General features: G+C 61.0%; 20 protein-coding genes. 14 read left to right on the forward strand and 6 right to left on the reverse strand.

Features of this window, described 5'->3' with window-relative positions; translation table 11 throughout:
* The first annotated feature begins 30 nt into the window (after positions 1-30).
* From V6F91_RS25880 to V6F91_RS25930, 11 genes are all read left to right on the forward strand, one after another.
* Positions 31-717 carry a MotA/TolQ/ExbB proton channel family protein gene (locus tag V6F91_RS25880; RefSeq protein ID WP_423815362.1) on the forward strand — a complete coding sequence of 229 codons (687 nt, stop codon included), beginning with the start codon at positions 31-33 and terminating at the stop codon, positions 715-717.
* The gene (locus V6F91_RS25885; protein ID WP_041477201.1) at positions 717-1,118 is read left to right on the forward strand and encodes an ExbD/TolR family protein; all 402 of its coding nucleotides are present in this window, start codon (positions 717-719) and stop codon (positions 1,116-1,118) included. Before V6F91_RS25880 ends, V6F91_RS25885 begins: the two co-directional genes overlap by 1 nt.
* A gap of 208 nt (positions 1,119-1,326) precedes the next feature.
* Positions 1,327-4,038 (forward strand): TonB-dependent receptor, encoded by a 2,712-nt coding sequence (locus tag V6F91_RS25890; RefSeq protein WP_332769463.1) that lies wholly within the window; start codon positions 1,327-1,329, stop codon positions 4,036-4,038.
* A gap of 150 nt (positions 4,039-4,188) precedes the next feature.
* Positions 4,189-6,054: an extracellular solute-binding protein gene (locus tag V6F91_RS25895; RefSeq protein ID WP_332769465.1), complete on the forward strand. Its 1,866-nt coding sequence runs from the start codon at positions 4,189-4,191 to the stop codon at positions 6,052-6,054.
* Position 6,055: 1 nt separating this feature from the next.
* Entirely contained in the window at positions 6,056-7,120 is a 1,065-nt protein-coding gene (locus V6F91_RS25900) for a microcin C ABC transporter permease YejB (RefSeq protein WP_332769467.1), read from the forward strand.
* On the forward strand, positions 7,120-8,142 hold the full coding sequence (locus V6F91_RS25905) for an ABC transporter permease (protein ID WP_332769469.1): 1,023 nt from the start codon (positions 7,120-7,122) through the stop codon (positions 8,140-8,142). The genes V6F91_RS25900 and V6F91_RS25905 overlap by 1 nt, the downstream gene beginning before the upstream one ends.
* 1 nt (position 8,143) lies before the next feature.
* The gene (locus V6F91_RS25910; RefSeq protein WP_332769471.1) at positions 8,144-9,778 is read left to right on the forward strand and encodes an ABC transporter ATP-binding protein; all 1,635 of its coding nucleotides are present in this window, start codon (positions 8,144-8,146) and stop codon (positions 9,776-9,778) included.
* A gap of 184 nt (positions 9,779-9,962) precedes the next feature.
* Entirely contained in the window at positions 9,963-10,484 is a 522-nt protein-coding gene (locus tag V6F91_RS25915; RefSeq protein ID WP_332769474.1) for a DUF3455 domain-containing protein, read from the forward strand.
* Between the two features lie 155 nt (positions 10,485-10,639).
* Entirely contained in the window at positions 10,640-11,173 is a 534-nt protein-coding gene (locus tag V6F91_RS25920) for a sigma-70 family RNA polymerase sigma factor (RefSeq protein ID WP_332769476.1), read from the forward strand.
* Positions 11,170-11,862, forward strand: a complete 693-nt coding sequence (locus tag V6F91_RS25925) for an anti-sigma factor (RefSeq protein ID WP_332769478.1) — start codon at positions 11,170-11,172, stop codon at positions 11,860-11,862. The genes V6F91_RS25920 and V6F91_RS25925 overlap by 4 nt, the downstream gene beginning before the upstream one ends.
* 132 nt (positions 11,863-11,994) lie before the next feature.
* Positions 11,995-12,474, forward strand: a complete 480-nt coding sequence (locus V6F91_RS25930; protein ID WP_332769480.1) for a phage infection protein — start codon at positions 11,995-11,997, stop codon at positions 12,472-12,474.
* A gap of 71 nt (positions 12,475-12,545) precedes the next feature.
* Here the strand turns inward: V6F91_RS25930 and V6F91_RS25935 are convergent, their stop codons facing one another.
* Positions 12,546-13,637 (reverse strand): DUF1615 domain-containing protein, encoded by a 1,092-nt coding sequence (locus V6F91_RS25935; RefSeq protein WP_332769482.1) that lies wholly within the window; start codon positions 13,635-13,637, stop codon positions 12,546-12,548.
* A 353-nt stretch (positions 13,638-13,990) separates the two neighbouring features.
* Between V6F91_RS25935 and V6F91_RS25940 the strand changes: the two genes are divergently transcribed.
* The gene (locus V6F91_RS25940; RefSeq protein WP_332769484.1) at positions 13,991-15,526 is read left to right on the forward strand and encodes an FAD-dependent monooxygenase; all 1,536 of its coding nucleotides are present in this window, start codon (positions 13,991-13,993) and stop codon (positions 15,524-15,526) included.
* A 141-nt stretch (positions 15,527-15,667) separates the two neighbouring features.
* Complete coding sequence (locus V6F91_RS25945; RefSeq protein WP_332769486.1) at positions 15,668-16,117, forward strand: hypothetical protein; 450 nt, start codon at positions 15,668-15,670, stop codon at positions 16,115-16,117.
* A gap of 82 nt (positions 16,118-16,199) precedes the next feature.
* Here V6F91_RS25945 and hemB read toward each other — a convergent pair whose 3' ends face one another.
* Both hemB and V6F91_RS25955 read right to left on the reverse strand, forming a co-directional pair.
* The gene (gene hemB / locus V6F91_RS25950; protein ID WP_332769488.1) at positions 16,200-17,174 is read right to left on the reverse strand and encodes a porphobilinogen synthase; all 975 of its coding nucleotides are present in this window, start codon (positions 17,172-17,174) and stop codon (positions 16,200-16,202) included.
* Between the two features lie 153 nt (positions 17,175-17,327).
* Positions 17,328-18,026, reverse strand: a complete 699-nt coding sequence (locus tag V6F91_RS25955) for a glutathione binding-like protein (RefSeq protein ID WP_206416537.1) — start codon at positions 18,024-18,026, stop codon at positions 17,328-17,330.
* Positions 18,027-18,307: 281 nt separating this feature from the next.
* Between V6F91_RS25955 and V6F91_RS25960 the strand changes: the two genes are divergently transcribed.
* Positions 18,308-18,982: a histidine phosphatase family protein gene (locus tag V6F91_RS25960; protein WP_332769492.1), complete on the forward strand. Its 675-nt coding sequence runs from the start codon at positions 18,308-18,310 to the stop codon at positions 18,980-18,982.
* Between the two features lie 119 nt (positions 18,983-19,101).
* On the opposite strand, the gene mnmH is transcribed toward V6F91_RS25960, so the two are convergent.
* The 3 genes from mnmH to V6F91_RS25975 all read right to left on the reverse strand — a co-directional run bounded on the left by mnmH (position 19,102) and on the right by V6F91_RS25975 (position 22,512).
* On the reverse strand, positions 19,102-20,205 hold the full coding sequence (mnmH, locus tag V6F91_RS25965) for a tRNA 2-selenouridine(34) synthase MnmH (protein WP_332769494.1): 1,104 nt from the start codon (positions 20,203-20,205) through the stop codon (positions 19,102-19,104).
* Positions 20,205-21,239 (reverse strand): selenide, water dikinase SelD, encoded by a 1,035-nt coding sequence (gene selD, locus V6F91_RS25970; RefSeq protein WP_332769497.1) that lies wholly within the window; start codon positions 21,237-21,239, stop codon positions 20,205-20,207. The genes mnmH and selD overlap by 1 nt, the downstream gene beginning before the upstream one ends.
* Before the next feature lie 136 nt (positions 21,240-21,375).
* Positions 21,376-22,512, reverse strand: a complete 1,137-nt coding sequence (locus V6F91_RS25975) for a hypothetical protein (protein ID WP_332769499.1) — start codon at positions 22,510-22,512, stop codon at positions 21,376-21,378.
* Positions 22,513-22,576 lie beyond the last annotated feature (64 nt).

A 22,576-nucleotide genomic window follows, 5' to 3' on the forward strand; every position in this document is an offset into this window, starting at 1 on the left:
CGAGGTGTAACCATGAACGATTTGTCTTCGATGATAGTCCCCGGTGTCCTCTGGGGCCTGGTGCTGTTTTCCGTGGTCAGTTGGGCGATCCTGCTGGTCAAGTCGGCGCAGTACCTGCGCCAGAAAGCTCAGAACAAACAGTTCACCAAAGCCTTCTGGAGCGCGCCGGACCTGCTCACCGCCGCCGAACACGCCAGCCAGTACCCCGGTTCGCTGGCGCGTATCGCCAGCAGCGGTTTCGAGGCGTTGCTGGTGGAAGATTCGCCGCGCACCACGCAACAACTGGCGCACACCATCAACCGCTCGGATCGTCTGGAACGCAACCTGCGCCAGCAGATTCAGAAGGAACGCCGCTCGCTGGAAAACGGTCAGGCGATCCTTGCCAGTATCGGCAGCACTGCGCCGTTCATCGGCCTGTTCGGTACGGTGTGGGGCATCATGGAAGCGCTGAAAAGCATCGGCGAAACCGGTTCGGCCAGCCTTGAAGCGGTCGCCGGGCCGATCGGCCACGCGCTGATCGCCACGGGTGTGGGTATCGCTGTCGCGGTGCCGGCAGTGCTGATTTACAACTTCTTCCTGCGGCGCCTGAAGCTCGCCTCGGCAGACATGGATGACTTTGCCCACGACTTCGACGCCCTTGCCTCGCGCAGCGCGTTTTCCATCAGCCGTCAGGCCATTGCGAGCAAAACCACCAACGCCGTGCGGGAGGCCAGCTGATGTCTTTCTCGACTCAAGACAGCGATGAAGTGCTCAGCGAAATGAACGTCACGCCGCTGGTCGACGTGATGCTTGTGCTGCTGGTGGTGTTCATCGTCACCGCGCCGCTGATGACCAACGCGATCAAGGTCAATCTGCCGAAAACCGACGCCGTCGCCCCCGCCGAAAAGAAAGACCCGGTGGTGGTCAGCGTCGATCAGGACGGCAAGTTCTATCTGGCCAAGACCGAACTCGCCCCCGAGTCCCTGGAAGCCAGCCTCAAGGAGGTCAAGGCCAAGGATGCCGACGTCCGCGTGCAGTTGCAGGCCGACGCCGCCGTCAATTACGGCCAGGTGGCGAAAGCCATGGCCTCCATCGAGCGCTCGGGCATCAGCAAGATATCGGTGATGACCACCCATTGAATGCGGTGCCGCGCGCCACTTGAACATCACGCGCCGCACCGCTGAGCGAATCCCGTCGTAATCGGCCGACCGAAAAAACGCCACGCGTGTTCGGAGGGGATCGGCTTGCTTGAAGAAAGTGGTTTTCCGCACGCGGTATCACCGGTAGCGGAGCAATGAGCGGCTCACAAGGCCATTTCGATAACGTCTGATAAAGTCGGAAACAACCATGCTGATGAACACTCCACGCTTCACGCTCAAACCCTTGGTGGCCACGATCTCTCGCCATCGTTTCGTTCCGCTGTATCTGGTGGCCATGGGGATGGGCGCCGGTACCGTGCAAGCGGCCGAGGATGACAATGCCAGCGCTCCGGCGGCAGCGGCGGTCGTCGCGCCCACCACGCAACTGCAACGGGTGGAAGTGACCGGTTCGGCGATTCGCCGGGTCGATGCGGAAACGGCGGTGCCGATCACCATTCTCAAAGCCGATGAACTGCGCAAACAGGGCGTGACCACCACCGCCGAACTGGTCCAGCGCATCACCGGCAGCCAATCGATCAACAACAGCGCAGGCTCCGTGGGCGCGGCGACTGGTGGCGCCTCGTTCGCCGACATGCGCGGCATCGGCGCAAACAAGACACTGGTGCTGCTCAACGGCCGACGCCTGGCCAACAACGCCTTGTCGGGCACCAACTCGGCGGGCGGCGCGGTGGATCTGAACATGATCCCGTTTGCCGCCATCGAGCGCGTGGAAGTGCTGCGCGACGGCGCCTCGGCGCTGTACGGCACCGATGCGATCGGCGGCGTGATCAACTTCATCACCAAGAAATCCCTCACCGACGGCGCGTTGACCCTCGGCGGCGAAACCCCGACCCACAGCGGCGGTGGCGCGACCAAAGACATGAGCGCCAGTTGGGGCTATGGCGATCTGGAAGAAGACCGCTTCAACGTGCTCGGCGTGTTCAACTACAACAAGCAGCAGAACCTCGACGCCAACGACCGCTCCTTCGCCACCGACTACGCCCCCGGCCGCGGCCTCGATCAGACCTCCGGCACCGCGTTCCCCGGCAACTACAGCCAGAACGGCAACGCCACCAACCCGTTGGCCGCCAGCAACTGCAACGGTCCCAACCTGATCGCCCGCGACGGTTTGTGCCGCTTCAGCACCCGTGAATTCATCGACCTGGTGCCGCAGACCGAGAAGACTTCGTTCTTCGGCAAGACCACCGGCAAGCTCGGCGACGATCACAACGTCAACCTTGAGTATTTCTGGTCGCGCAACAACAATGCCGTCGCCGTCGGCCCGGCGCCATTGACCGGTCTGAGCCTGGATTCGTCGTCGCCCTACTACCCCGGCAACGGCATCACCCCGGCGCCCACCGAGTTCGCCCTCGACCCGACGCAACCGGTCGACGTCAACTGGCGTGAAACCGCCGCCGGCCCGCGTGAATCGAAAGACCAGAACACCAGCCAGCGCTTCTTGCTCAGCTTCGATGGCTTGGTCGGTGGTTGGGATTACAACGTCGGCGCCTCGTACAACCAGAACAAGATCGTCTCCAGCGTCACCAGTGGTTATGTCAGCGATCAGGCGATGATCGACGGTCTGGCCAGCGGTTTGCTCAACCCGTTCGGCCCGCAGTCGGCCGCTGGTCAGCAATACATCGACAATGCCGCGTACCACGGCGCCTATTCCACCGCAGTTGGCCGGGTGGCCGGTTTCGACGGGCGCATCAGCCGCGAGATCGGCGACTGGTTCGGCGCCGGCCCGTCCGGTCTGGCCTTGGGTGGCGAGTACCGCAAAGAGAAATTCCATCAGGACTTCGAACAGTTTGCCGGCGACATCCAGAGCCTCGGCATCGACCCCAACGGCAGTGTCGAGGGCGACCGCAGCGTCAAAGCCGCCTACGCGGAAATCAACGTGCCGGTGCTCGACAGCCTGGAACTGTCCGCCGCCGTGCGCCACGACAAATACAGCGACTTCGGCAGCACCACCAACCCGAAATACTCGTTCCGTTATCAGCCATTGAAAGAGCTGGTGGTACGTGGCGCGTACAGCGAAGGTTTCCGTGCGCCGTCACTGTACGAGCTGTATTCGCCGCGCAGCATCACCTTTACCCAAGGCTTCTACAACGACCCGGTGCTGTGTACCGGCGGCGTGGTGCAACCGGGCGGCAACGGTGGCCGCGATTGCGGCCAGCAGTTCCTCAACCAGATTGGCGGCAACGAAGATCTGGCCCCGGAAAAGGCGCGCAACGTGACTTTAGGCTTCGTCTATCAGCCGATCAGCAACCTCTCGGTGGGCCTGGATTTCTGGTGGATTCACATTTCCAACCAGATCCAGCCGTTCCCGGAATCCACCGTGTTCGATCAGGCAGGTTCCTATCAGGATCGCTTCGTACGTAACGCCGACGGCACCCTCGATTACATCGTTACCGGCAACGCCAACCTCGGCATCGTCGAAACCAACGGCGTCGATGTGTCGCTCGACTATCGCTTTCCCAATACGCCGTACGGTCAGTTTGGCCTGGGCCTGCAAGGCACCTATGTCGACGAGTACGACTTCCAGAGCACCATCAAAGGCCCGTTCACTGACAAGGTCGGCGATTTTCAGGGTGACGGCGTGATCGCGCGCTGGAAGCACAACCTCACCGGCAGCTGGAGCCTGGGCGCGGCGCGGGCAGCGCTGACCAACCGTTTCACCACCGGTTACAACGACTACGACCGCGACACCCATTCGCGTGTGGCGTCGTATTCGGTGTGGGACCTGTCGGCCGGCTACACCTTCAACAAGGTGCTGGATGTCGATGCCGGGATGAAGAACGTCTTTGATCGCAACCCGCCGTTCTCCAACCAGGCCTACAACTTCCAGAGCGGCTATGACCCGCGCTACACCGACCCGCTGGGGCGCACCTTGTTTGCGCGCATGACGTATCACTTCTGACCGAAAACAGAACACATCCTCATGTGGGAGCGAGCCTGCTCGCGAAGGCGTTGTGTCAGTCAACACACCTTTCGCTGACACACCGCATTTGCGAGCGGGCTCGCTCCCACAGGGGTCCGTGTCTTTTCAGAGGGATTGAGGAGTGACTTCATGAATATCTTGCGCAACATCGCTGCCCTGCTGTTCGGCAGTGCGCTGCTGTGCTCCGGCAGCTCGGCGCTGGCCGCCGGCAGCCATGCGCTGACGGTGTACGGCGAGGCGCCGAAGTATCCGGCGAATTTTCAGCATTTCGATTTCGTCGATCCCAAGGCGCCCAAGGGCGGTTCGCTCAGCCGCGCGTCGATGGAGATCGGTCAGTACAACTACATCACCCCGTATGCCGATCAGGGCATTTCCGTGGTGCAGGTCAACGACTGGGTGTACGCGCCACTGGCGTTCCGCTCGCTCGATGAGCCCTACACCGTTTACGGCCTGGTCGCCGAGCAGATCGAGCGCGATCGCGACGGGCTCTGGGTGCGTTTCACCCTCAACCCCAAGGCGCGATTTGCCGACGGCTCGCCGATCACCGCCGAAGATGTGCGCTACACCTTCAACCTGCTGATGAGCAAGGGCAGCCTCAGTTATCGCCAGCAGTACGCCGATGTGCAGGACGTGCTGATCGAAGGTCCGCGGCAAGTACGCTTCACCTTCAAGAACAACCTTAACCGCACGCTGGCGCTGGATCTGGCGACGATGCGCGTGGTGCCCGAACACTGGTGGAAAACCCGCGACTTCGCCAACGGCGGCGGTTTCGAGCCGCCGCTGGGCAGCGGCCCGTACCGGGTGAGCAAGGTCGATGCGGGGCGCAGCATCAGTTTCCAGCGCGATCCGGACTGGTGGGGCAAGGACTTGCCAGTCAGTCGCGGCATGTACAACTTCGACACGCTGACGGTGAATTTCTACGGTGACACCGACGTCGCCCGTCAGCTATTGCAGGCCGGTGCGTTCGACTACAACCGCGAGTTTTCCTCCTCCGGTTACGTCGTCGGCTACGACAGCCCGGCCCTGCGCGACGGGCGTTTGCAGCAAGCGATCCTGGCCCCGGAAAAACCGACCGCTGCGCAAGGCTTCGTGTTCAACCTGCAAAACCCGCTCTTCCAGGATCGCCGCGTGCGTCAGGCAATCAGCCTGCTGTGGGATTTCGAGTGGACCAACAAGCAGATGATGCGTGGCTTCTACGTGCGCCAGAACAGCTTCTGGCCGAAGAGTGAAATGGCTGCCACGGCGCTGCCCGACGCCGAGGAATTGCAGATCCTCGAACCGCTGCGCGGCAAGGTCCCCGATGAGGTTTTCACCACGGTGTATGAAGCGCCGAAAACCGACGGCAGCGGCTACATTCGCGACAAGCAATTGCAAGCACTGAAACTGCTCGCCGAAGCCGGTTGGACGCCACAACACAATCGCCTGGTCAACGCTGCGGGCGAGCCGCTGGAATTCACGTTTCTCGACGGTCAGGGCGGCTTTGATCGCATGCTGCTGCCGTTCAAACGCACCCTCGCGCAGATCGGCATCACCCTCAATCTGCGGCGCATCGATTCGGCGCAATACGTCAACCGTCTCAACGCCCGCGACTACGACATGATCGTCACCAGTTTCCCGCGCAGTGGCGATCCGATCGTCTCTCCCGGCCGCGAGTTGTACAGCCTGTACGCCTCGCAAAGTGCCACGCAGGTCGGCAGTTCGAACTCGATGGTGCTGGCCGATCCGGCGGTCGATCAACTGATCGACGGACTGGTCCAGGCCAACAGCCGCCAAGCCATGGTGCATTACGCCCGCGCCCTCGACCGGGTGCTGCAATGGGGTTACTACATGATTCCCAACTACTACTCCAAAGGCACGCCGACGGTGTTTCAAAACCGCTTTGGCATGCCGCCGGTGCAACCGGCGTACGACGAAGGCCTCAACACCTGGTGGGAAGTCTCGGCCAAGCCGCTGACCACCCAGCAGATGCGCGCTCAGCTCGCGGGAGGCCAGTGACATGCTGCATTATCTGAGTCGTCGCTTGCTGCTGATCATCCCTACATTGCTGTGCATTCTGGTGGTGAATTTTCTGATCGTGCAGGCCGCGCCGGGTGGACCGGTGGAACAAGCCATTGCGCGCCTGCAAGGCTTTGGCGGGCACAGCATGGGCGGTGGCGGCGAAGTCGCGGCGGTCGGCGGTGCCGGTCGCAGCAGCCGTGGCCTGGACCCGGCGCTGATCGAAGAAATCAAACACCATTACGGCTTCGACAGACCGCTGCACGAACGCCTGTGGCTGATGCTGAAAAACTACGCGCAGCTGGATCTGGGCAGCAGTTTCTTTCGCGGCGCCAAGGTCACCGACCTGATCGTGCAGAAGCTGCCGGTGTCACTGTCGCTGGGCTTGTGGGCGACGCTGATCACTTACCTGATTTCGATCCCGTTGGGCATTCGCAAAGCGATCAGAAACGGCAGCGCCTTTGATGTGTGGAGCAGCACGGCAATCATCGTCGGCTATGCGATGCCGGCGTTCCTTTTTGCCATCCTGCTGATCGTGGTGTTCGCCGGTGGCAGCTACGTCAACTGGTTTCCGGTGCAGGGGCTGGTCTCGGACGACTTCGAGAAACTGAGCACGCTGGGCAAGCTCGGCGATTACCTCTGGCATCTGGTGCTGCCGGTCACGGCGCTGGTGATCGGCGGCTTCGCCACCCTGACGATCCTGACCAAGAACAGCTTTCTCAACGAGATCAGCCGCCAGTACGTGATCACCGCGCGGGCTAAAGGCCTGACCGAGCGCCGTGTGCTGTACGGCCATGTGTTTCGCAACGCTATGCTCCTGGTGGTGGCCGGGGTGCCGTCGGCGCTGATCGAGGTGTTCTTCGCTGGCTCGCTGCTGATCGAAACCATCTTCAACCTCGACGGCCTCGGGCGCATGAGCTACGAGGCGGCGGTGTCACGCGACTATCCGGTGGTGTTCGGCGCGCTGTTTCTGTTCACCCTGTTCGGCCTGTTGATCAAGCTGATCGGCGACCTCTGCTACACCCTGCTCGATCCGCGCATCGACTTTTCGGCGAGGACTGCCTGATGTTCACACTGTCTCCTCTGGGCCGGCGCCGCGTCGCGCAGTTCAAGGCCAATCGCCGTGGACGCTGGTCGCTGTGGCTGTTCATCGGCTTGTGCCTGATTTGCCTAGGTGGCGAGTTGATTGCCAACGACAAGCCGCTGGTGATCCGCTACCACGACGCTTTCTACTTTCCGATCCTCAGCGATTACCTGGAAACCGATTTCGGTGGCGAGCTGCCTTTTCAGCCGGACTACGCCAGCAATTACGTACACAAGCTGATCGAAGATCAGGGCGGCTGGATGCTGTTTCCGCCGATCCCGTTCAGCTACGACACGGTCAATTACGACCTTGCGCAACCTGCGCCCAGTCCGCCCTCGGCGAGCAATTGGCTGGGCACCGACGATCAGGCCCGCGATGTGTTGGCGCGGGTGATTTTCGGCACGCGGATTTCGATCCTGTTTGCGCTGATTCTCACCGCCATCAGTGCGCTGATCGGCATCGTCGCCGGCGCGCTGCAGGGTTATTACGGCGGTTGGGTCGACCTGCTCGGGCAACGTATGCTGGAAATCTGGTCGGGGCTGCCGGTGCTGTACCTGCTGATCATTCTGTCCGGTTTTGTCTCGCCGAGTTTCTGGTGGTTGCTGGGGATCATGGCGCTGTTTTCCTGGCTGGCGCTGGTTGATGTGGTGCGTGCCGAGTTCCTCCGTGGGCGCAATCTGGAATACGTCAAAGCCGCGCGGGCACTGGGCCTGACCGACAACGAACTGATGCGTCGGCACATCCTGCCCAACGCCATGACCTCCACCCTCACCTACCTGCCGTTCATTCTTACCGGCGCCATCGCCACCCTGACCGCGCTGGATTTTCTCGGCTTCGGCATGCCGGCCGGCACCGCCTCGCTGGGCGAGCTGATCGGCCAGGCCAAGCGCAATCTGCAGGCGCCGTGGCTGGGGCTGACGGCGTTTTTCGCCTTGGCGTTGATTTTGTCCTTGTTGGTTTTTATTGGTGAGGCCTGCCGCGATGCGTTCGATCCCCGGAGCTGACATGACTGACAACCTGATTGAAATTCGCGACCTGCGCGTGGCGTTCGCCGGGCAGCCCGTGGTGCACGGGGTCAACCTCGATATTCGCCGTGGCGAGTGCCTGGCATTGGTCGGTGAATCCGGCTCGGGCAAGTCGGTGACGGCGCATTCGATCCTGCGCCTGCTGCCGGAGAAAAACCTCAGCAGCAGCGGTGCGATCCGCTACAACGGCGTGGATTTGCTGCACGCCAGCGAGCAGCAGATGCGCGGCTTGCGTGGCAATCGCATTGCGATGATCTTTCAGGAGCCGATGACCTCGCTCAACCCGCTGCACACGGTGCAACGGCAGATCAGTGAAGTGCTGGAAACCCACAAAGGCCTCAAGGGCCGCGCCGCCCGCGCGCGTACGCTGGAACTGTTGGAACTGGTCGGCATTCGCCAGCCTTTGCAGCGTTTGAAGGCCTATCCACATCAGCTTTCCGGCGGTCAGCGGCAACGGGTGATGATCGCCATGGCGCTGGCCAACGAGCCGGAGTTGTTGATCGCCGATGAGCCGACCACGGCGCTCGACGTCACCGTGCAGCAGAAGATCCTCGAACTGCTGATCGAGTTGCAGCAACGCCTGGGCATGTCGTTGCTGCTGATCAGTCACGACCTCAATCTGGTGCGGCGCATCGCGCAGCGCGTCTGTGTGATGCGTCACGGCAAGATCGTTGAACAGGCCGACTGCGCAACGCTGTTCAACGCGCCGCAGCATCCTTACAGCCGCCTGCTGATCGAGGCCGAGCCGAGCGGCGCGCCGGTGCCGAGTCAGTACGATCACAACCTGCTCGAGGTCGATGATCTGAAGGTCTGGTTTCCCCTGCCCAAGGCGTTGTTCAGCCGCCAGCAGGATTACATCAAAGCGGTGGACGGGGTCAGTTTCACCCTGCAACGCGGCAAGACTCTGGGAATTGTCGGCGAGTCGGGTTCGGGCAAGTCGACCCTGGGTCAGGCGATCCTGCGTCTGGTCGAATCCGAGGGCAACATCCGTTTCGGCAACAAGCAACTGAGCCTGCTCAATCAGCGCCTGATGCGGCCGTTGCGGCGGCAGATTCAGGTGGTGTTCCAGGACCCGTTCGGCAGCCTCAGCCCGCGCATGTCGGTGCAGCAGATCATTGCCGAGGGCTTGCTGACCCATGGCATCGGTACAGAAGCCGAACGTGAAGCCGCGGTGATTCGCGTGCTTGAAGAGGTCGGCCTCGACCCGCAAAGCCGCCATCGCTATCCCCATGAATTTTCCGGCGGCCAGCGCCAACGCATTTCCATCGCTCGCGCTTTGGTGCTGGAACCGGCACTGATCCTGCTCGACGAACCGACCTCGGCACTGGACCGCACCGTGCAAAAGCAGGTGGTGGAGTTGTTGCGGCAATTGCAGATCAAACACGGGCTGACGTATCTGTTCATCAGCCATGATCTGGCAGTGGTGCACGCGCTGGCGCATGACTTGATGGTGATCAAGGATGGCAAGGTTGTTGAACAAGGATCGTCGCAAGAGATTTTCGCCGCACCGCAACACCCTTATACCCAGGAACTCCTCAACGCCTCCGCTCTGAAGCCTTGCAGGGAAACTTGTGGGAGCGAGCCTGCTCGCGAAAGCGGTGTATCAGTCACCTAAGCAATGGCTGATCCGACGCCTTCGTCGGAACGCCGCCCGGAGCAGGCTCGCTCCCACAAGGGAAATTGGTTGGGTTTGAAATTTATTTTCCGCGCACTGCATCCAATCGCCTCCGCCACGGGTAGTCCCTGTAACAGCCCACTCTTGTGCTGTCAGCGCTCTACCCTTTTCGGAGAATCATCGGATGAACATCACCCAGCTGATTGGCTTCACCGGTTTGCTCGCCGTCACCTCGACGACCTTTGCCCAGAGCAGTTATCCCGACACCATCAAAGTGCCGGACGGCCACAAGATCGCCCTGGAAACCACCGGCGTCGGCGAGATCACTTATGAATGCCGCGACAAGCCGAACATGGCCGGGCAGACCGAGTGGACCTTCGTCGGCCCGAAAGCCGTGCTCAATGACCGCAGTGGCAAGCAGGTCGGCACCTACTTCGGCCCGCCAGCGACCTGGCAGGCCAAGGACGGTTCGAAAGTCACCGGCACGCAACTGGCAGTGGCGCCATCGAGCCCAGGCAACCTGCCCTATCAACTGGTCAAGGCCAACCCGGCTGAAGGCAAAGGCGCGATGAGCGGCGTCAGCTACATCCAGCGCGTCGCGCTCAAGGGCGGCGTGGCCCCGGCCAGCGAATGCACGATGGCGAACAAGGGCAAGCAGGAAGTGGTGAAGTATCAGGCGGATTACATCTTCTGGGCGGCGAGCTGATCTCCCGACCACCACAAATCACCTGTAGGAGTGAGCCTGCTCGCGATAGCGGTGTATCAGCAGCATATTCTTCACTGACACACCGCAATCGCGAGCAGGCTCACTCCTACAAAGGGATGGTGGTGTTTGCTCGAATGTCAGCTAGATTGCACACCATGCCTTTAGCCGAAGCCGATTTCGATTACCAAGCCCGTCTCGTTGCCTGTGCCCGCGGCGAGCGCGCGGCCCTGCACGATTTGTACGTGCAGGAAGGTCCGCGCCTGCTCGGCGTGGCCAAGCGGCTGGTGCGCGACACGGCACTGGCGGAGGACATCGTTCATGAAGCATTCATCAAGATCTGGAACGGCGCGGCGGGGTTTGACCCGGCGCGCGGTTCGGCGCGTGGCTGGATGTTCAGCGTGACCCGCCATCTGGCGCTGAACCTGTTGCGCGATCACGGTCGCGAAACACCGTTCAGTGCAGAGCATGAAACGGCGGTCGAGAATGACGGCTTCGATGCTCACGCACATTCGGCGCGCATCCACCGTTGCCTGGAACAGCTGGAGCCGCAGCGGCGCACCTGCATTCTGCATGCGTATGTCGACGGCTACAGCCACGCGCAGATTTCGGCGCGCCTCGGCACGCCGCTGGGCACCGTCAAAGCGTGGCTCAAGCGCAGCCTCAATGCGTTGCGGGAGTGCATGGGATGACCGGCGAATCGGCGCAGGAACGTGATGAACTGGCCAGCGAGTACGTGCTCGGCACGCTGTCGTTCGAACAGCGGATCGAGGTGCAGCGACGCTTGCCCAACGAGCCCGAGCTGCGTGCTGCAGTGGACGCCTGGGAGCGGCGCCTGCTGGAGCTGACCGATCTGGCCGAACCGCAGCAACCGTCGGCCCTGCTGTGGCCGCGCATCGAGCGCAGCCTCAATCGCCTCACGCACAAAGCGCCGGCAACGTCGTGGTGGAATCGGCTGCCGCTGTGGCGTGGCTTGAGTGCCGCCGGTTTGGCTGCGACGCTGATCCTGGGTTCGATTCTGCTGACCCAGACTCCGCCGAAACCGAGCTATCTGGTGGTGCTGGTGGCGCCGCAGGACAGGGCACCGGGCTGGGTGATCCAGGCCAGCAACTCGCGAGAAATCCAGTTGATTCCGCTCGGCGTGGTCGAAGTGCCGGCAGACAAGGCCCTGGAGTTCTGGACCAAGGCGGACGGCTGGCAAGGCCCGGTGTCGCTGGGGCTGGTCAAACCGGGCGAGGCCTTGTCGGTGCCGCTGGATAAACTGCCACCGCTGCAACCGAACCAGCTGTTCGAGCTGACGCTGGAGGGCGCCAATGGCTCACCGATCGGCAAACCGACCGGGCCGATTCAGGCGATCGGCCGTGCCGTAAAGGTGCTTTAAGGCTCTATCCTGCGGCTTGCGGCTACCATCATCGGCGTCGATGTTCACCATCACGGCAATGAAGTTCTCAGAAAAAATTCCGGGCGTAACATCAGCTCCATACCAACCAACAACACCCCGGAGCACACCATCATGAAACGCCAGACTCTTCTCAGCATCGCTTTCTCGGTTTTCGCAGTTAACGCTTTTGCCGCTACCCCGGCCCACACGATGATCGCCGAAGGCGGCTCGGACAAATTGATCGAAAGCCGTCTGGCTGAAGGCGGTTCGGATCGTCTGATCGAACGTCGCGTCGCTGAAGGTGGTGCTGATCGTCTGCTCGAACGTCGCGTTGCTGAAGGTGGTTCGGATCGTCTGCTCGAACGTCGCGTTGCTGAAGGTGGCTCGGATCGTCTGATCGAACGCCGCGTTGCTGAAGGCGGTTCGGATCGTCTGATCGAACGCCGCGTCGCTGAAGGTGGTTCGGATCGTCTGATCGAACGTCGCGTCGCTGAAGGCGGTTCGGATCGTCTGATCGAACGTCGCGTCGCTGAAGGTGGTTCGGATCGTCTGATCGAACGTCGCGTTGCTGAAGGCGGTGCTGATCGCTTGAACGAACTGCGCAACGCTTGAATGAATGGCGTCACGCGCAACACCGCAGAAAAACCCGGCTCCCTCAGCCGGGTTTTTTATGTCTGGCGGTTTTACCCGGCCTTGGCCATGCAGCGTTTGTAGCGCTCGTCCACGCGTTTGGCGAACCAGGCGGTGGTGAGTTTTCGGGTGATCTTCGGACTTTGCAAAACGATGCCCGGCAACACCGCACGCGGCAATGGCTTGCCTTCAGCCTGCTCGGCCAGTTCAAATACCCGCTTGTAAAGTTTGCTCTCTTCGAATTCCAGGGTTTTGCCCTTCTCCAGTTGATCGCGAATGCTCGGGTTGCGCATGCCCAGTGATTTGCCGAGGGTGCGCACCGCCAGCTCCGTGCCGCCGGGCATGATCGAGTCGTAGCGGATCAGGTCGCCATCAAGCGCCAGCGGGATGCCCGAAGCGCGGCTCACGGCATTCTGGAACGCGGCGTTGCGGCTGGCGTACCAACCGGCATTGAAATCGGCGAAGCGGTACAACGGCTCGCGGTAACTGACCGGATAACCGAGCAAATGGGCGATACCGAAATACATGCCGCCGCGCCGACTGAACACTTCGCGGCGAATCGTGCCGTCCACCGGGTACGGGTAATCCTTGGCGTGCTGTTCGGCAAATTCGATGCTGACCTGCATCGGTCCGCCGGTGTGCACCGGGTTGAAGCCGCCAAACAAGGTGCGACCCATCGGCACCATGCCGATGAAATCATCGAAAATCGCACTCAGCTCTTTTTCGCTGCGCGCCGCGTTCAGGCGTTCGCTGTAGCTCTTGCCGTTGGGCGAACGCACTTGCAAAGCACCGCTGACCAACAGGTTGGGGATGTGCACTTTGGCGGCGCGGCGGTCGATTTCGTCGCGGGCGATCTTGCCCAGACCAGGCACTTTCGGGTCAGCCTGAAAGGTCGATTCCTGCTCGGCGACGGCCAGCACCGAGCACAAATTTTGCGTGGTCGGGCTGATGTCCTGCGCGGCGAAGGCGGCGTAAATGTCAGTGGCCCAGCCCTGCCGGTCAGGAATTTTCGCCGGCAGCAGCCGGACGATTTCGGCCTTCACCTCGGCGGGTGGGCGCGGCAGCGGTTCGCCGCCGCGCTGGCTGGCGCAACCGGCCAATGCCAGCAATGCCGCGAGGGTAATGAGTAAGCGAGGGGTGTGCATGTTGCGTTATCCAGTCCGTTGAGGCGCCACCACCATACACAATCGCTGGCAAAACGTGGGCCGCGAGCGGCGATGGCATAGGGAAATGATGGACACGCCTTTTTTTGTGTCTGAAATTTGTCTTCTCCTCCTGAATCCAACACAAATCCCTGAGGGAGCGAGCCTGCTCGCGAAGGCGTCGGCACGCTCAAAATTTGCGCTGGCTGGTGCGCCGTTTTCGCGAGCAGGCTCGCTCCCACAGGTTCTTCGATATACGCAACCACGGCCTCCACCCCTACCCCGTCCAGCCGACCAGACTGGCCTCCCTCCCCCACTGATCCATACTTGCTGCACAGCACAGAGAGGACAGCGCCATGAATCGCAGCGACGTTCTGATCATCGGCGCCGGCCCCACCGGGCTGGTGCTGGCCCTGTGGCTGAGCAAACTCGGCGTGCGTGCGCGAATCATCGACAAGACCTCGGCGCCCGGTACCACTTCGCGGGCGCTGGCGGTGCAGGCGCGCACGCTGGAGCTGTACCGGCAACTGGACCTGAGCGAGACCATCGTGCGCAACGGCCATCGGGTCGCGGCGGCGAACTTCTGGGTCAACGGCAAGCCGCTCGCGCAACTGCCGCTCAAGCGCATCGGCGAGGGCCTGACGCCCTATGCCTTTGTCGAGATCTTCCCGCAGGATCAACACGAACGGCTGTTGATCGAGCGCCTCGAAGACTATGGCATCACGGTCGAACGCGACACCACGCTGGAAAGTTTTGAAGAAAGTGGCGACGGCCTCACCGCGCATCTGCGCCTGCCCAATGGCGAGCAGGAAATTTGCCAGGCCTGTTACCTCGCAGGCTGCGATGGCGCGCGATCGGTGGTGCGCAAAAGCCTCGACACCGCTTTTCCCGGTGGCACGTATCAGCAGATTTTCTACGTCGCGGACGTCAAGGCCAGCGGCCCGGCGATGAATGGCGAGTTGCACCTGGACCTCGACGAAGCGGACTTTCTCGCGGTATTCCCGCTGACCGGCGCCGGCCACGCACGGCTGATCGGCACCGTGCGCGATGAGCGTGCGGATCGCGCCGAAAGCCTGCAATTCAGCGACGTCAGCCGCCGCGCCATCGAACATCTGAAGGTGCACATCGAAGACGTCCACTGGTTCTCGACCTACCGCGTGCATCACCGTGTCGCCGAGCACTTTCGCAGTGGCCGCGCGTTTCTGCTCGGTGATGCCGCGCATGTACACAGCCCGGCCGGCGGTCAGGGCATGAACACCGGGATCGGCGACGCGATCAATCTGGCCTGGAAGCTCGCCGCCGTGCTAGCTGGCGGCGCCGAAGCGAGCCTGCTCGACAGCTACGAAACCGAACGCATCGCCTTCGCCCGGCGCCTGGTGTCGACCACTGACAAGGTGTTCAGCTTCGTCACCGCCGAGGGGCGGCTGGCGGATTTGCTGCGCATGCGCGTGGCGCCGTTTGTGATTCCGAAAATGGCCTCGTTTGAAGCGAGTCGCGAATTCCTTTTCCGCACTGTGTCGCAGGTCACCCTCAACTATCGCGGCATGCCGTTGAGTTCAGGCGCAGCCGGGCATGTCCACGGCGGCGACCGCTTGCCGTGGGCGCATGATGATGAGGGGGATAACTACGAACCACTGCGCCAGCCGTGCTGGCAGGTGCATGTGTATGGCGACACCAGCGACGAAATGATCGCCTGGTGCACTGAACATCACGTGCCGCTGCATGTGTTCGACTGGCGCCCGGCGTTTGAAACAGCGGGACTGGCGCGCAACGGGTTTTACCTGCTGCGCCCGGATACGTATGTGGCGATTGCCGAAAATTGTGCCGATCCGAAGGTGATCGAACGGTACTTTGGCGAGCGCGGGATCAGAGTTTTTCACATCTCATATTAAATAGAATTATCGATCCTGATTGGCGCGTTAATTAGTACAGCCCGTTGGTCGAAAATGCCCTTGCACCTGTAAACTTTGACAGTAGACGCTGTGTATAACATCCCGTCTAATCAATGCTCACGCATTAATGGAGCGATGACGATGGAAATGTCCAACGCAAATAAAGTACGAGACGTGGAAGTCAAAGGCACACTGAACGCACTGATCAATGACCCCAACCACCAGCCCTTAAACGCAGCAACGATCGAGTTGCGTTCAACTCAGCATGTCAAATATGAGTTCAGGGGAAGAACCAATACCAACGACAGGTCCTTTATTTTTCAGATTTTCCGCGACCTGGAGGACGGCACCCATGAAATACCTTCGACTTACAGCGAGTACGCCGCGGTATACCTCGCAGATCACAGCGGTACGACGTATGCATCGCCGAACGGCTCGACTTTTTATCTAACGATTTCCGGGAATAAAACCCGCTTCGTAGGGAACATCCAAGGTCATTTCGATCCGATCGAACATAAGGCCCCAACGTTAAACATTACCGCTTCGTTAGATGTCACCCTTAGCCAGCCTTTATTTCCAGTAATCAAATAGCATAAAAGTCGCCACCTGAAGCAATTGCCTGAAAGAGAACATCATTCGATGCAGGCAGTGCAGCAGGTGGGCGATCTTTTGCTCAGATCCCGGCCAGCGCCAGATCCATCGCAAAGTAGGTGAAGATCAAATCAGCACCCGCGCGCTTGATCGCGCCGAGGCTTTCGCGCACCACACGGTCCTCATCGATCGCGCCGGCCTGGGCGCCGAACTTGATCATCGCGTACTCGCCACTGACCTGATACGCCGCCAGCGGCAGGTTCGACGCCTGACGGATGTCGCGAATGATGTCCAGGTACGCGCCGGCCGGTTTGACCATCAGCGCGTCGGCGCCTTCCTGCTCGTCGAGCAGCGATTCGCGCAGGGCTTCGCGGCGGTTCATCGGGTTCATCTGGTAGCTTTTGCGGTCGCCCTTGAGCGCGCTGCCACCGGCCTCGCGGAACGGGCCATAAAGCGCCGAAGCGAATTTGGTCGAATAAGCCATGATCGGAATCTGGGTGAATCCGGCCGCGTCCAGCGCCTGACGAATCGCCCGCACCTGACCGTCCATCGCGGCTGATGGCGCGATCACATCGGCACCGGCACGCGCCGCCGCCACGGCTTGTTTGCCGAGGTTGATCAGGGTCTGGTCGTTGTCGACTTCGTGGTTGTGCATCACGCCGCAGTGGCCGTGATCGGTGTATTCGCAGAAGCAGGTGTCGGACATCACGATCATCTCCGGCACGGCGTCCTTGGCGATGCGCGACATGCGCGAGACCAGGCCGTCTTCACGCCAGGTGTCGCTGCCGTGGCTGTCCAGATGATGCGAGACGCCGAAGGTCATCACCGACTTGATACCGGCGCGCGCGTAGCGCTCGATTTCGCTGGCCAGTTTGCGCTCGGGAATGCGCTGCACACCGGGCATGCTGGTGATCGGCACGAAGTCGTCGATGTCTTCTTCGACGAATATCGGCAGCACCAGATCGTTCAGGCTGAACTCGGTTTCCTGGAACAGACTGCGCAGGCTCGCATTGCGCCGCAGACGGCGGGGACGTGCTTCGGGGAACTGACTGGACATGGGGCCTTTCCTGAAAACGGCGGATGAGACGAAAGTCGTAGGGGGCGAAGCTTATGCCTTGCGGGGGTTGGGGTACAAACCTGGATCAATCAAGAGAGCGTTACCGGGTTCGCAATAATCTTCAGAACACCACAAATCCTCTGTAGGAGTGAGTCAGGAGGGAATGCTCAGGCCGCGGACAACAGCAGGACGAGCGAGAAACCGCTCCAGCACCCGCGTGACATTGGGGAAGTTCTGAATGCCTACCAGATCGCCCGCCTCATAAAAGCCGATCAGGTTGCGCACCCACGGGAACGTGGCGATATCGGCGATCGTGTAACGCTCGCCCATGATCCAGTCACGTCCCTCCAGGCGGGTGTTCAGCACGTTGAGCAGGCGCTTGCTTTCATCGACATAACGATCGCGCGGACGCTTGTCTTCGTAATCCTTGCCGGCAAATTTGTTGAAGAAACCGAGCTGGCCGAACATCGGGCCGATGCCGCCCATCTGGAACATCAGCCACTGGATCGTCTCGTAACGCAGCGCGCCTTCCTGGGCCAGCAACTGGCCGCTTTTGTCGGCCAGATAAATCAGGATTGCGCCGGACTCGAACAGCGGCAGCGGCTGGTCGCCAGGACCATGCGGATCGAGGATCGCCGGGATCTTGTTGTTCGGGTTCAGCGACAGAAACTCCGGCGAGGTCTGGTCGTTGGTGTCGAACCCGACACGATGCGGCTCGTACGGCAGGCCGATTTCTTCGAGCATGATCGAGACTTTCACGCCGTTGGGCGTCGGCAGGGAATAGAGCTGAATCCAGTCAGGGTACTGCGCCGGCCATTTCTGGGTGATCGGGAACGCGGACAGATCGGTCATGGGAAGCATCCAGTCACAAATTAGAAGCCGATCATAAAACAGGCCCGCCGCAGCGCCTACACGAACCGTAACATCCTGTCGCTAACCTGCGCCCAAGCCCGCAAAGTTTGCCGTTAAAGTGCCGCACGGCGGGCCGAATCGAACCAAACGGCCCGGGACGACTCTGAGCTATGCCTTTTTGCAGAGGAAGCTGTTCACGACATGGAAAACACCCGGCGCCGGCAGCCAGTGGTGTAACGGTTTGTCAGCCCTAACTGAATTTGCTGAAGACTTTTTATTTCATGACGAACCTGATGAGTTTCGCCAAACGTTTCAAACACCGTGCCTATGTGGTCCTGCCTTCCCTGCTGGCCGTGACTGCACTGGCGTTGTCGCTGGAGTCCAGCGAGAGCCGTGCACAGCCGGCCGACGGCACGCAGACGCTGGTGTTCCTGCGCCATGCCGAAAAACCCGAAGGCGGGTTGGGTCAGCTCAACTGCCAGGGCCTGAACCGCGCCATCGACCTGTCGACGCTGTTGCCGGAGAAATTCGGCAACGCCGACTACGTGTTCGCCGCCAATCCGACGCGCAATGTCGAGGAAGGTGAGCTGGACAATTCCTACAGCTACATTCGTCCGCTGATGACCATCAGCCCCGCTGCGATCAAGCTCGGCCTGCCGGTGAACATCGAGTTCTCGGCCAATGACACCAGTGACCTGGCTCGCGAACTGCTGGACGAGAAGTACCACAACTCGACGATCTACACCGCCTGGTCACATGGCTATCTGCCGGAGCTGATCAACAAGGTCGCGGGCAACGCAGTCGGCAAGAAACAGAACATCACCGAGAATTGGGCGGGCAATGATTTCGACTCGCTGTATGTGCTGACCTTGACCTGGCACAACGGCAAGGCGAGCCTGCAGAGCCACAGCTACAAGCAGGGGCTGGACAACGGCAAGGACACTTGCCCGACCTGAGTCTTGCAGTGCCTGAGCCGGCCCTTTCGCGAGCAGGCTCGCTCCCACAGGGGATTTGTATTTCACGCAGATCCAATGTGGGAGCGAGCCTGCTCGCGAAGAGGCCAGCCGCCACAACCTTAACCTTTCTGACTCACCCGCCCACGCAAATACTCAATCACCGCCCCCCGCTCCCCGGCGAACTCGATTCGCCCGCCCTTCTTCTCGCGCTGGAACACATACATCGGGTCGTAATACTCACGCAGCAAGCCTTCGATCCAGCCGCGATGCAGGTCCACCGCGCCGCTGCGGGCCTGCTCGGCCAAGGCGTCCTCCATCAACAGCAACAAGCGTCGATGGCGCTCGCCACCCAAACGCTTCTGCACGTTGTTGAGACTCTCGATCAGGCGTTCGGCGAACAGCCTGAAACCCTCCTCGCCATGGACCGCTGAAAACTCCGCCGCCAGATCGGTCACGTAATCACCCAGGATTCGTTCGACGCGGTCCTCGAAACGGTCCTCCAGCCAGACCATCGGGTATTGCTGCATGCCCTGATACAGCGCCAGCGGCAAAGCGCAACTGCCGACCACCCGGCTCTCGTCCTCAAGCACGAACTGCTCGATACCGGCATCGCGTTTTTTCAGCAGGTCGATGGCCAGACGGTTTTCGAAATCGATGTTCGACGGCTGCCCGGTCGCGCGTTTGCCGAAGCTCGAACCACGATGATTGGCGTGGCCTTCCAGATCCAGACCATTGCGCAGTTGCACCAGCACTTCGGTCTTGCCGGTGCCGGTCATGCCGCCGAGCAAAACGAAATCGCACTGGGCGATGGCCTGTTCGAGGGTGTCGATGAGAAAACTGCGCATCGCTTTGTAGCCGCCACCGACGCGCGGATAGTCGATGCCCGCCTCGTCGCGCAGCCATTGCTGGGTGATCTGCGAGCGCAGGCCGCCGCGAAAACAATAGAGATAACCATCAGGATGGGCGCTGGCAAAATCGGCCCAGGCCTGGATGCGCTCGGCCTTCACTGCGCCGGACACCAGTTGATGGCCCAACTCGATCGCCGCCTGCTGGCCGTGCTGCTTGTAGCAGGTGCCGATTTTTTGCCGCTCGGCGTCGTTCATCAGCGGCAGGTTGACCACGCCGGGGAACGCGCCCTTGTGAAACTCGACCGGCGCGCGGGCGTCCATCAGCGGTCGGTCGTTGAGGAAAATGTCGCGGTAGTCGGTGCAGTCGCGGAGCATCAAATCACCTCGACCGCGTTCGTCTGTCGCTCGACCAGTTCCCCGATTGGCGCAAGATTAAGGCCCAGTTCGGCGGCAACCGCGAGGAATTCCTCGTTGCCCTCAGGCGTCACGGCGATCAGCAGACCGCCACTGGTTTGCGGATCACACAACACGCGTTTGTGCAGCTCCTGGACGCGGCCGACCTGTTTTGCGTAGCTGTCGAAATTGCGCAACGTGCCGCCGGGCACACAGCCCTGATCAAGGTAATACTCGACGCTGTCCAGACGCGGCACGCGCTCATAGGCGATGCGCGCCGTGAGCTGGCTGCCGTCCGCCATTTCCACCAGATGCCCGAGCAGGCCAAAACCGGTGACGTCGGTCATTGCGGTGACGCCGGCGAGTTTGCCGAAACGGCTGCCGGGCTTGTTCAGGGTGCACATCCAGTCACGGGCTACGCCGACGTCGGCGGCGCGCAGCTTGCCCTTTTTCTCGGCGGTGGTGAGGATGCCGATGCCCAGCGGCTTGGTCAGGTACAACAGGCAACCGGCGGTGGCGGTGTCGTTGCGCTTCATGTGGCGCTTTTCCACCAGACCGGTCACCGCGAGGCCGAAAATCGGCTCCGGCGCATCGATCGAATGCCCGCCGGCCAGCGGAATGCCCGCCGCGTCGCACACCGAGCGGCCACCGCGAATCACTTCCCGCGCCACTTCCGGCGCCAGCACGTTGACCGGCCAGCCGAGGATCGCAATCGCCATCAGCGGATCGCCGCCCATCGCGTAGATATCGCTGATCGCGTTGGTCGCGGCGATGCGGCCGAAGTCGAACGGGTCATCGACGATCGGCATGAAAAAGTCCGTGGTCGACACCACACCGCGTTCGGCATCGATCTCGTACACCGCCGCGTCATCACGCGAGGCATTGCCGACCCACAATTTCGGGTCGAGGTTCTGTGCGCCACTGCCGGCGAGGATCACTTCCAGCACCTGCGGGGAAATCTTGCAGCCGCAACCGGCGCCGTGGCTGTATTGGGTCAGACGAATCGGCTCGCTCATGGGAGGGTCTCTGGCAATGAATGGGGCGGATTCTAGCAGAGCGCGAGCCCGCAGATTTTTGCGCTGGCCGAGCGGCCCCTTCGCGAGCAGGCTCGCTGCCACATTTGTACTGCGATCGCCTGTCGGCACCGCCCCGTCAGTCCCTGCAAACCTCGGCAAAAATCTGCGTAATCGGCCGATGCGGCTGGCGCTTGTGCATCTGCCGCACTTGTTCACTCAGTCGCAACAGCTCTTCGCTGGGCTTGGCCCATTGCTCTTTCGGCAGCGGCTCGGACCATTCGCGCATAACTTCCGGCAACGCCTGCTTGCCGATTCTTTCCAGTCGGCGCACTTCCCATTCGACCAGACGGTTGGGAATCGTCCATAAAGTCATGACGTGATACAGGTACCAGAAGAAACCCGACAACCTCGAGCGCCGGCCTTCACGGATCTGCTGATGCATTCGCGCGCGGGCGTTACGAAAAGTGTGCAGGCCTTCGTGAGGCGGGTCGTCCGGGCCTTGCAGGTCTTGCAGGTCCTGGATCGATTTGAGGTCGTTGACTTCGTACTCCATGTAACCGCGAATCGCCTCCCAGTGGCTGATCGCAAGCTCCAGGCCGTCGCATTGGAATTCCTGGCTTATGAGGGTTTCGCCTTGGTAGAAACCGATACCCATGCCGTATTGGCGATGGATGCCGAATTGGGTGGCGCCTTTGGCTTCGATGATCCATGCGTTGAGTGATTCCCATGGAACAAAGACTGGTTCGGTGGCGCCTTCGGGCATGAAGCAGACTTCGCGGCGTTGGCGGTTGAAGCGGGTTGGGATGAGGGAGAGGCGTTTTTTGTGCGCGTGGTGCCAGACGCCAATGCCAATGAGCAAGATCAAGGGGCCGCAAATTAATTCATTTTCCAATGCCACTTCGAATACACCAACCATTGACTCCCAAATTTCCTCGTTTCCATAGCCGAAAATAATACCTAGCAAACCGGTAAACAAAGGGAATAAAACTAGGACTATAAAAGAACCCGCAGTCGTCCCGCCGATAATTAGCTGCCACGGGAAGACCTCCAGTGAGCCGAGTCCAAAGTCCATGTATCCGTCATTGAACGCTCCGATGTGAGGTCCGTAAGGCGGTATCGATGAAGGTAATGGCAACGGTGCGAGATAGGTAATTTTCCCGCTTGGGAACGGCTCCACATCCCCCGCTCTTCTAATCACCTCACATTGCGCAGTAGCAAGAGGCTCATTGTGTTTATTCAGCATGGTCAGCCCATTCGAGATATTGAGTTCCAACCAGCAGAACCGGAGGGTTTTCCTTGATTGAGGCGGGAGCTACGACTGAGAAATGGCCGTCACC

It is taken from the genome of Pseudomonas koreensis (assembly GCF_036668835.1).
GTDB classification, from domain to species: domain Bacteria; phylum Pseudomonadota; class Gammaproteobacteria; order Pseudomonadales; family Pseudomonadaceae; genus Aquipseudomonas; species Aquipseudomonas koreensis_I.

Coding starts and splice junctions, on each gene's coding strand:
- V6F91_RS25880 (WP_423815362.1), top strand. CDS start 31: ATGATAGTCCCCGGTGTCCTCTGGGGCCTGGTGCTGTTTTCCGTGGTC.
- V6F91_RS25885 (WP_041477201.1), top strand. CDS start 717: ATGTCTTTCTCGACTCAAGACAGCGATGAAGTGCTCAGCGAAATGAAC.
- V6F91_RS25890 (WP_332769463.1), top strand. CDS start 1,327: ATGCTGATGAACACTCCACGCTTCACGCTCAAACCCTTGGTGGCCACG.
- V6F91_RS25895 (WP_332769465.1), top strand. CDS start 4,189: ATGAATATCTTGCGCAACATCGCTGCCCTGCTGTTCGGCAGTGCGCTG.
- V6F91_RS25900 (WP_332769467.1), top strand. CDS start 6,056: ATGCTGCATTATCTGAGTCGTCGCTTGCTGCTGATCATCCCTACATTG.
- V6F91_RS25905 (WP_332769469.1), top strand. CDS start 7,120: ATGTTCACACTGTCTCCTCTGGGCCGGCGCCGCGTCGCGCAGTTCAAG.
- V6F91_RS25910 (WP_332769471.1), top strand. CDS start 8,144: ATGACTGACAACCTGATTGAAATTCGCGACCTGCGCGTGGCGTTCGCC.
- V6F91_RS25915 (WP_332769474.1), top strand. CDS start 9,963: ATGAACATCACCCAGCTGATTGGCTTCACCGGTTTGCTCGCCGTCACC.
- V6F91_RS25920 (WP_332769476.1), top strand. CDS start 10,640: ATGCCTTTAGCCGAAGCCGATTTCGATTACCAAGCCCGTCTCGTTGCC.
- V6F91_RS25925 (WP_332769478.1), top strand. CDS start 11,170: ATGACCGGCGAATCGGCGCAGGAACGTGATGAACTGGCCAGCGAGTAC.
- V6F91_RS25930 (WP_332769480.1), top strand. CDS start 11,995: ATGAAACGCCAGACTCTTCTCAGCATCGCTTTCTCGGTTTTCGCAGTT.
- V6F91_RS25935 (WP_332769482.1), bottom strand. CDS start 13,637: ATGCACACCCCTCGCTTACTCATTACCCTCGCGGCATTGCTGGCATTG.
- V6F91_RS25940 (WP_332769484.1), top strand. CDS start 13,991: ATGAATCGCAGCGACGTTCTGATCATCGGCGCCGGCCCCACCGGGCTG.
- V6F91_RS25945 (WP_332769486.1), top strand. CDS start 15,668: ATGGAAATGTCCAACGCAAATAAAGTACGAGACGTGGAAGTCAAAGGC.
- hemB (WP_332769488.1), bottom strand. CDS start 17,174: ATGTCCAGTCAGTTCCCCGAAGCACGTCCCCGCCGTCTGCGGCGCAAT.
- V6F91_RS25955 (WP_206416537.1), bottom strand. CDS start 18,026: ATGACCGATCTGTCCGCGTTCCCGATCACCCAGAAATGGCCGGCGCAG.
- V6F91_RS25960 (WP_332769492.1), top strand. CDS start 18,308: ATGACGAACCTGATGAGTTTCGCCAAACGTTTCAAACACCGTGCCTAT.
- mnmH (WP_332769494.1), bottom strand. CDS start 20,205: ATGCTCCGCGACTGCACCGACTACCGCGACATTTTCCTCAACGACCGA.
- selD (WP_332769497.1), bottom strand. CDS start 21,239: ATGAGCGAGCCGATTCGTCTGACCCAATACAGCCACGGCGCCGGTTGC.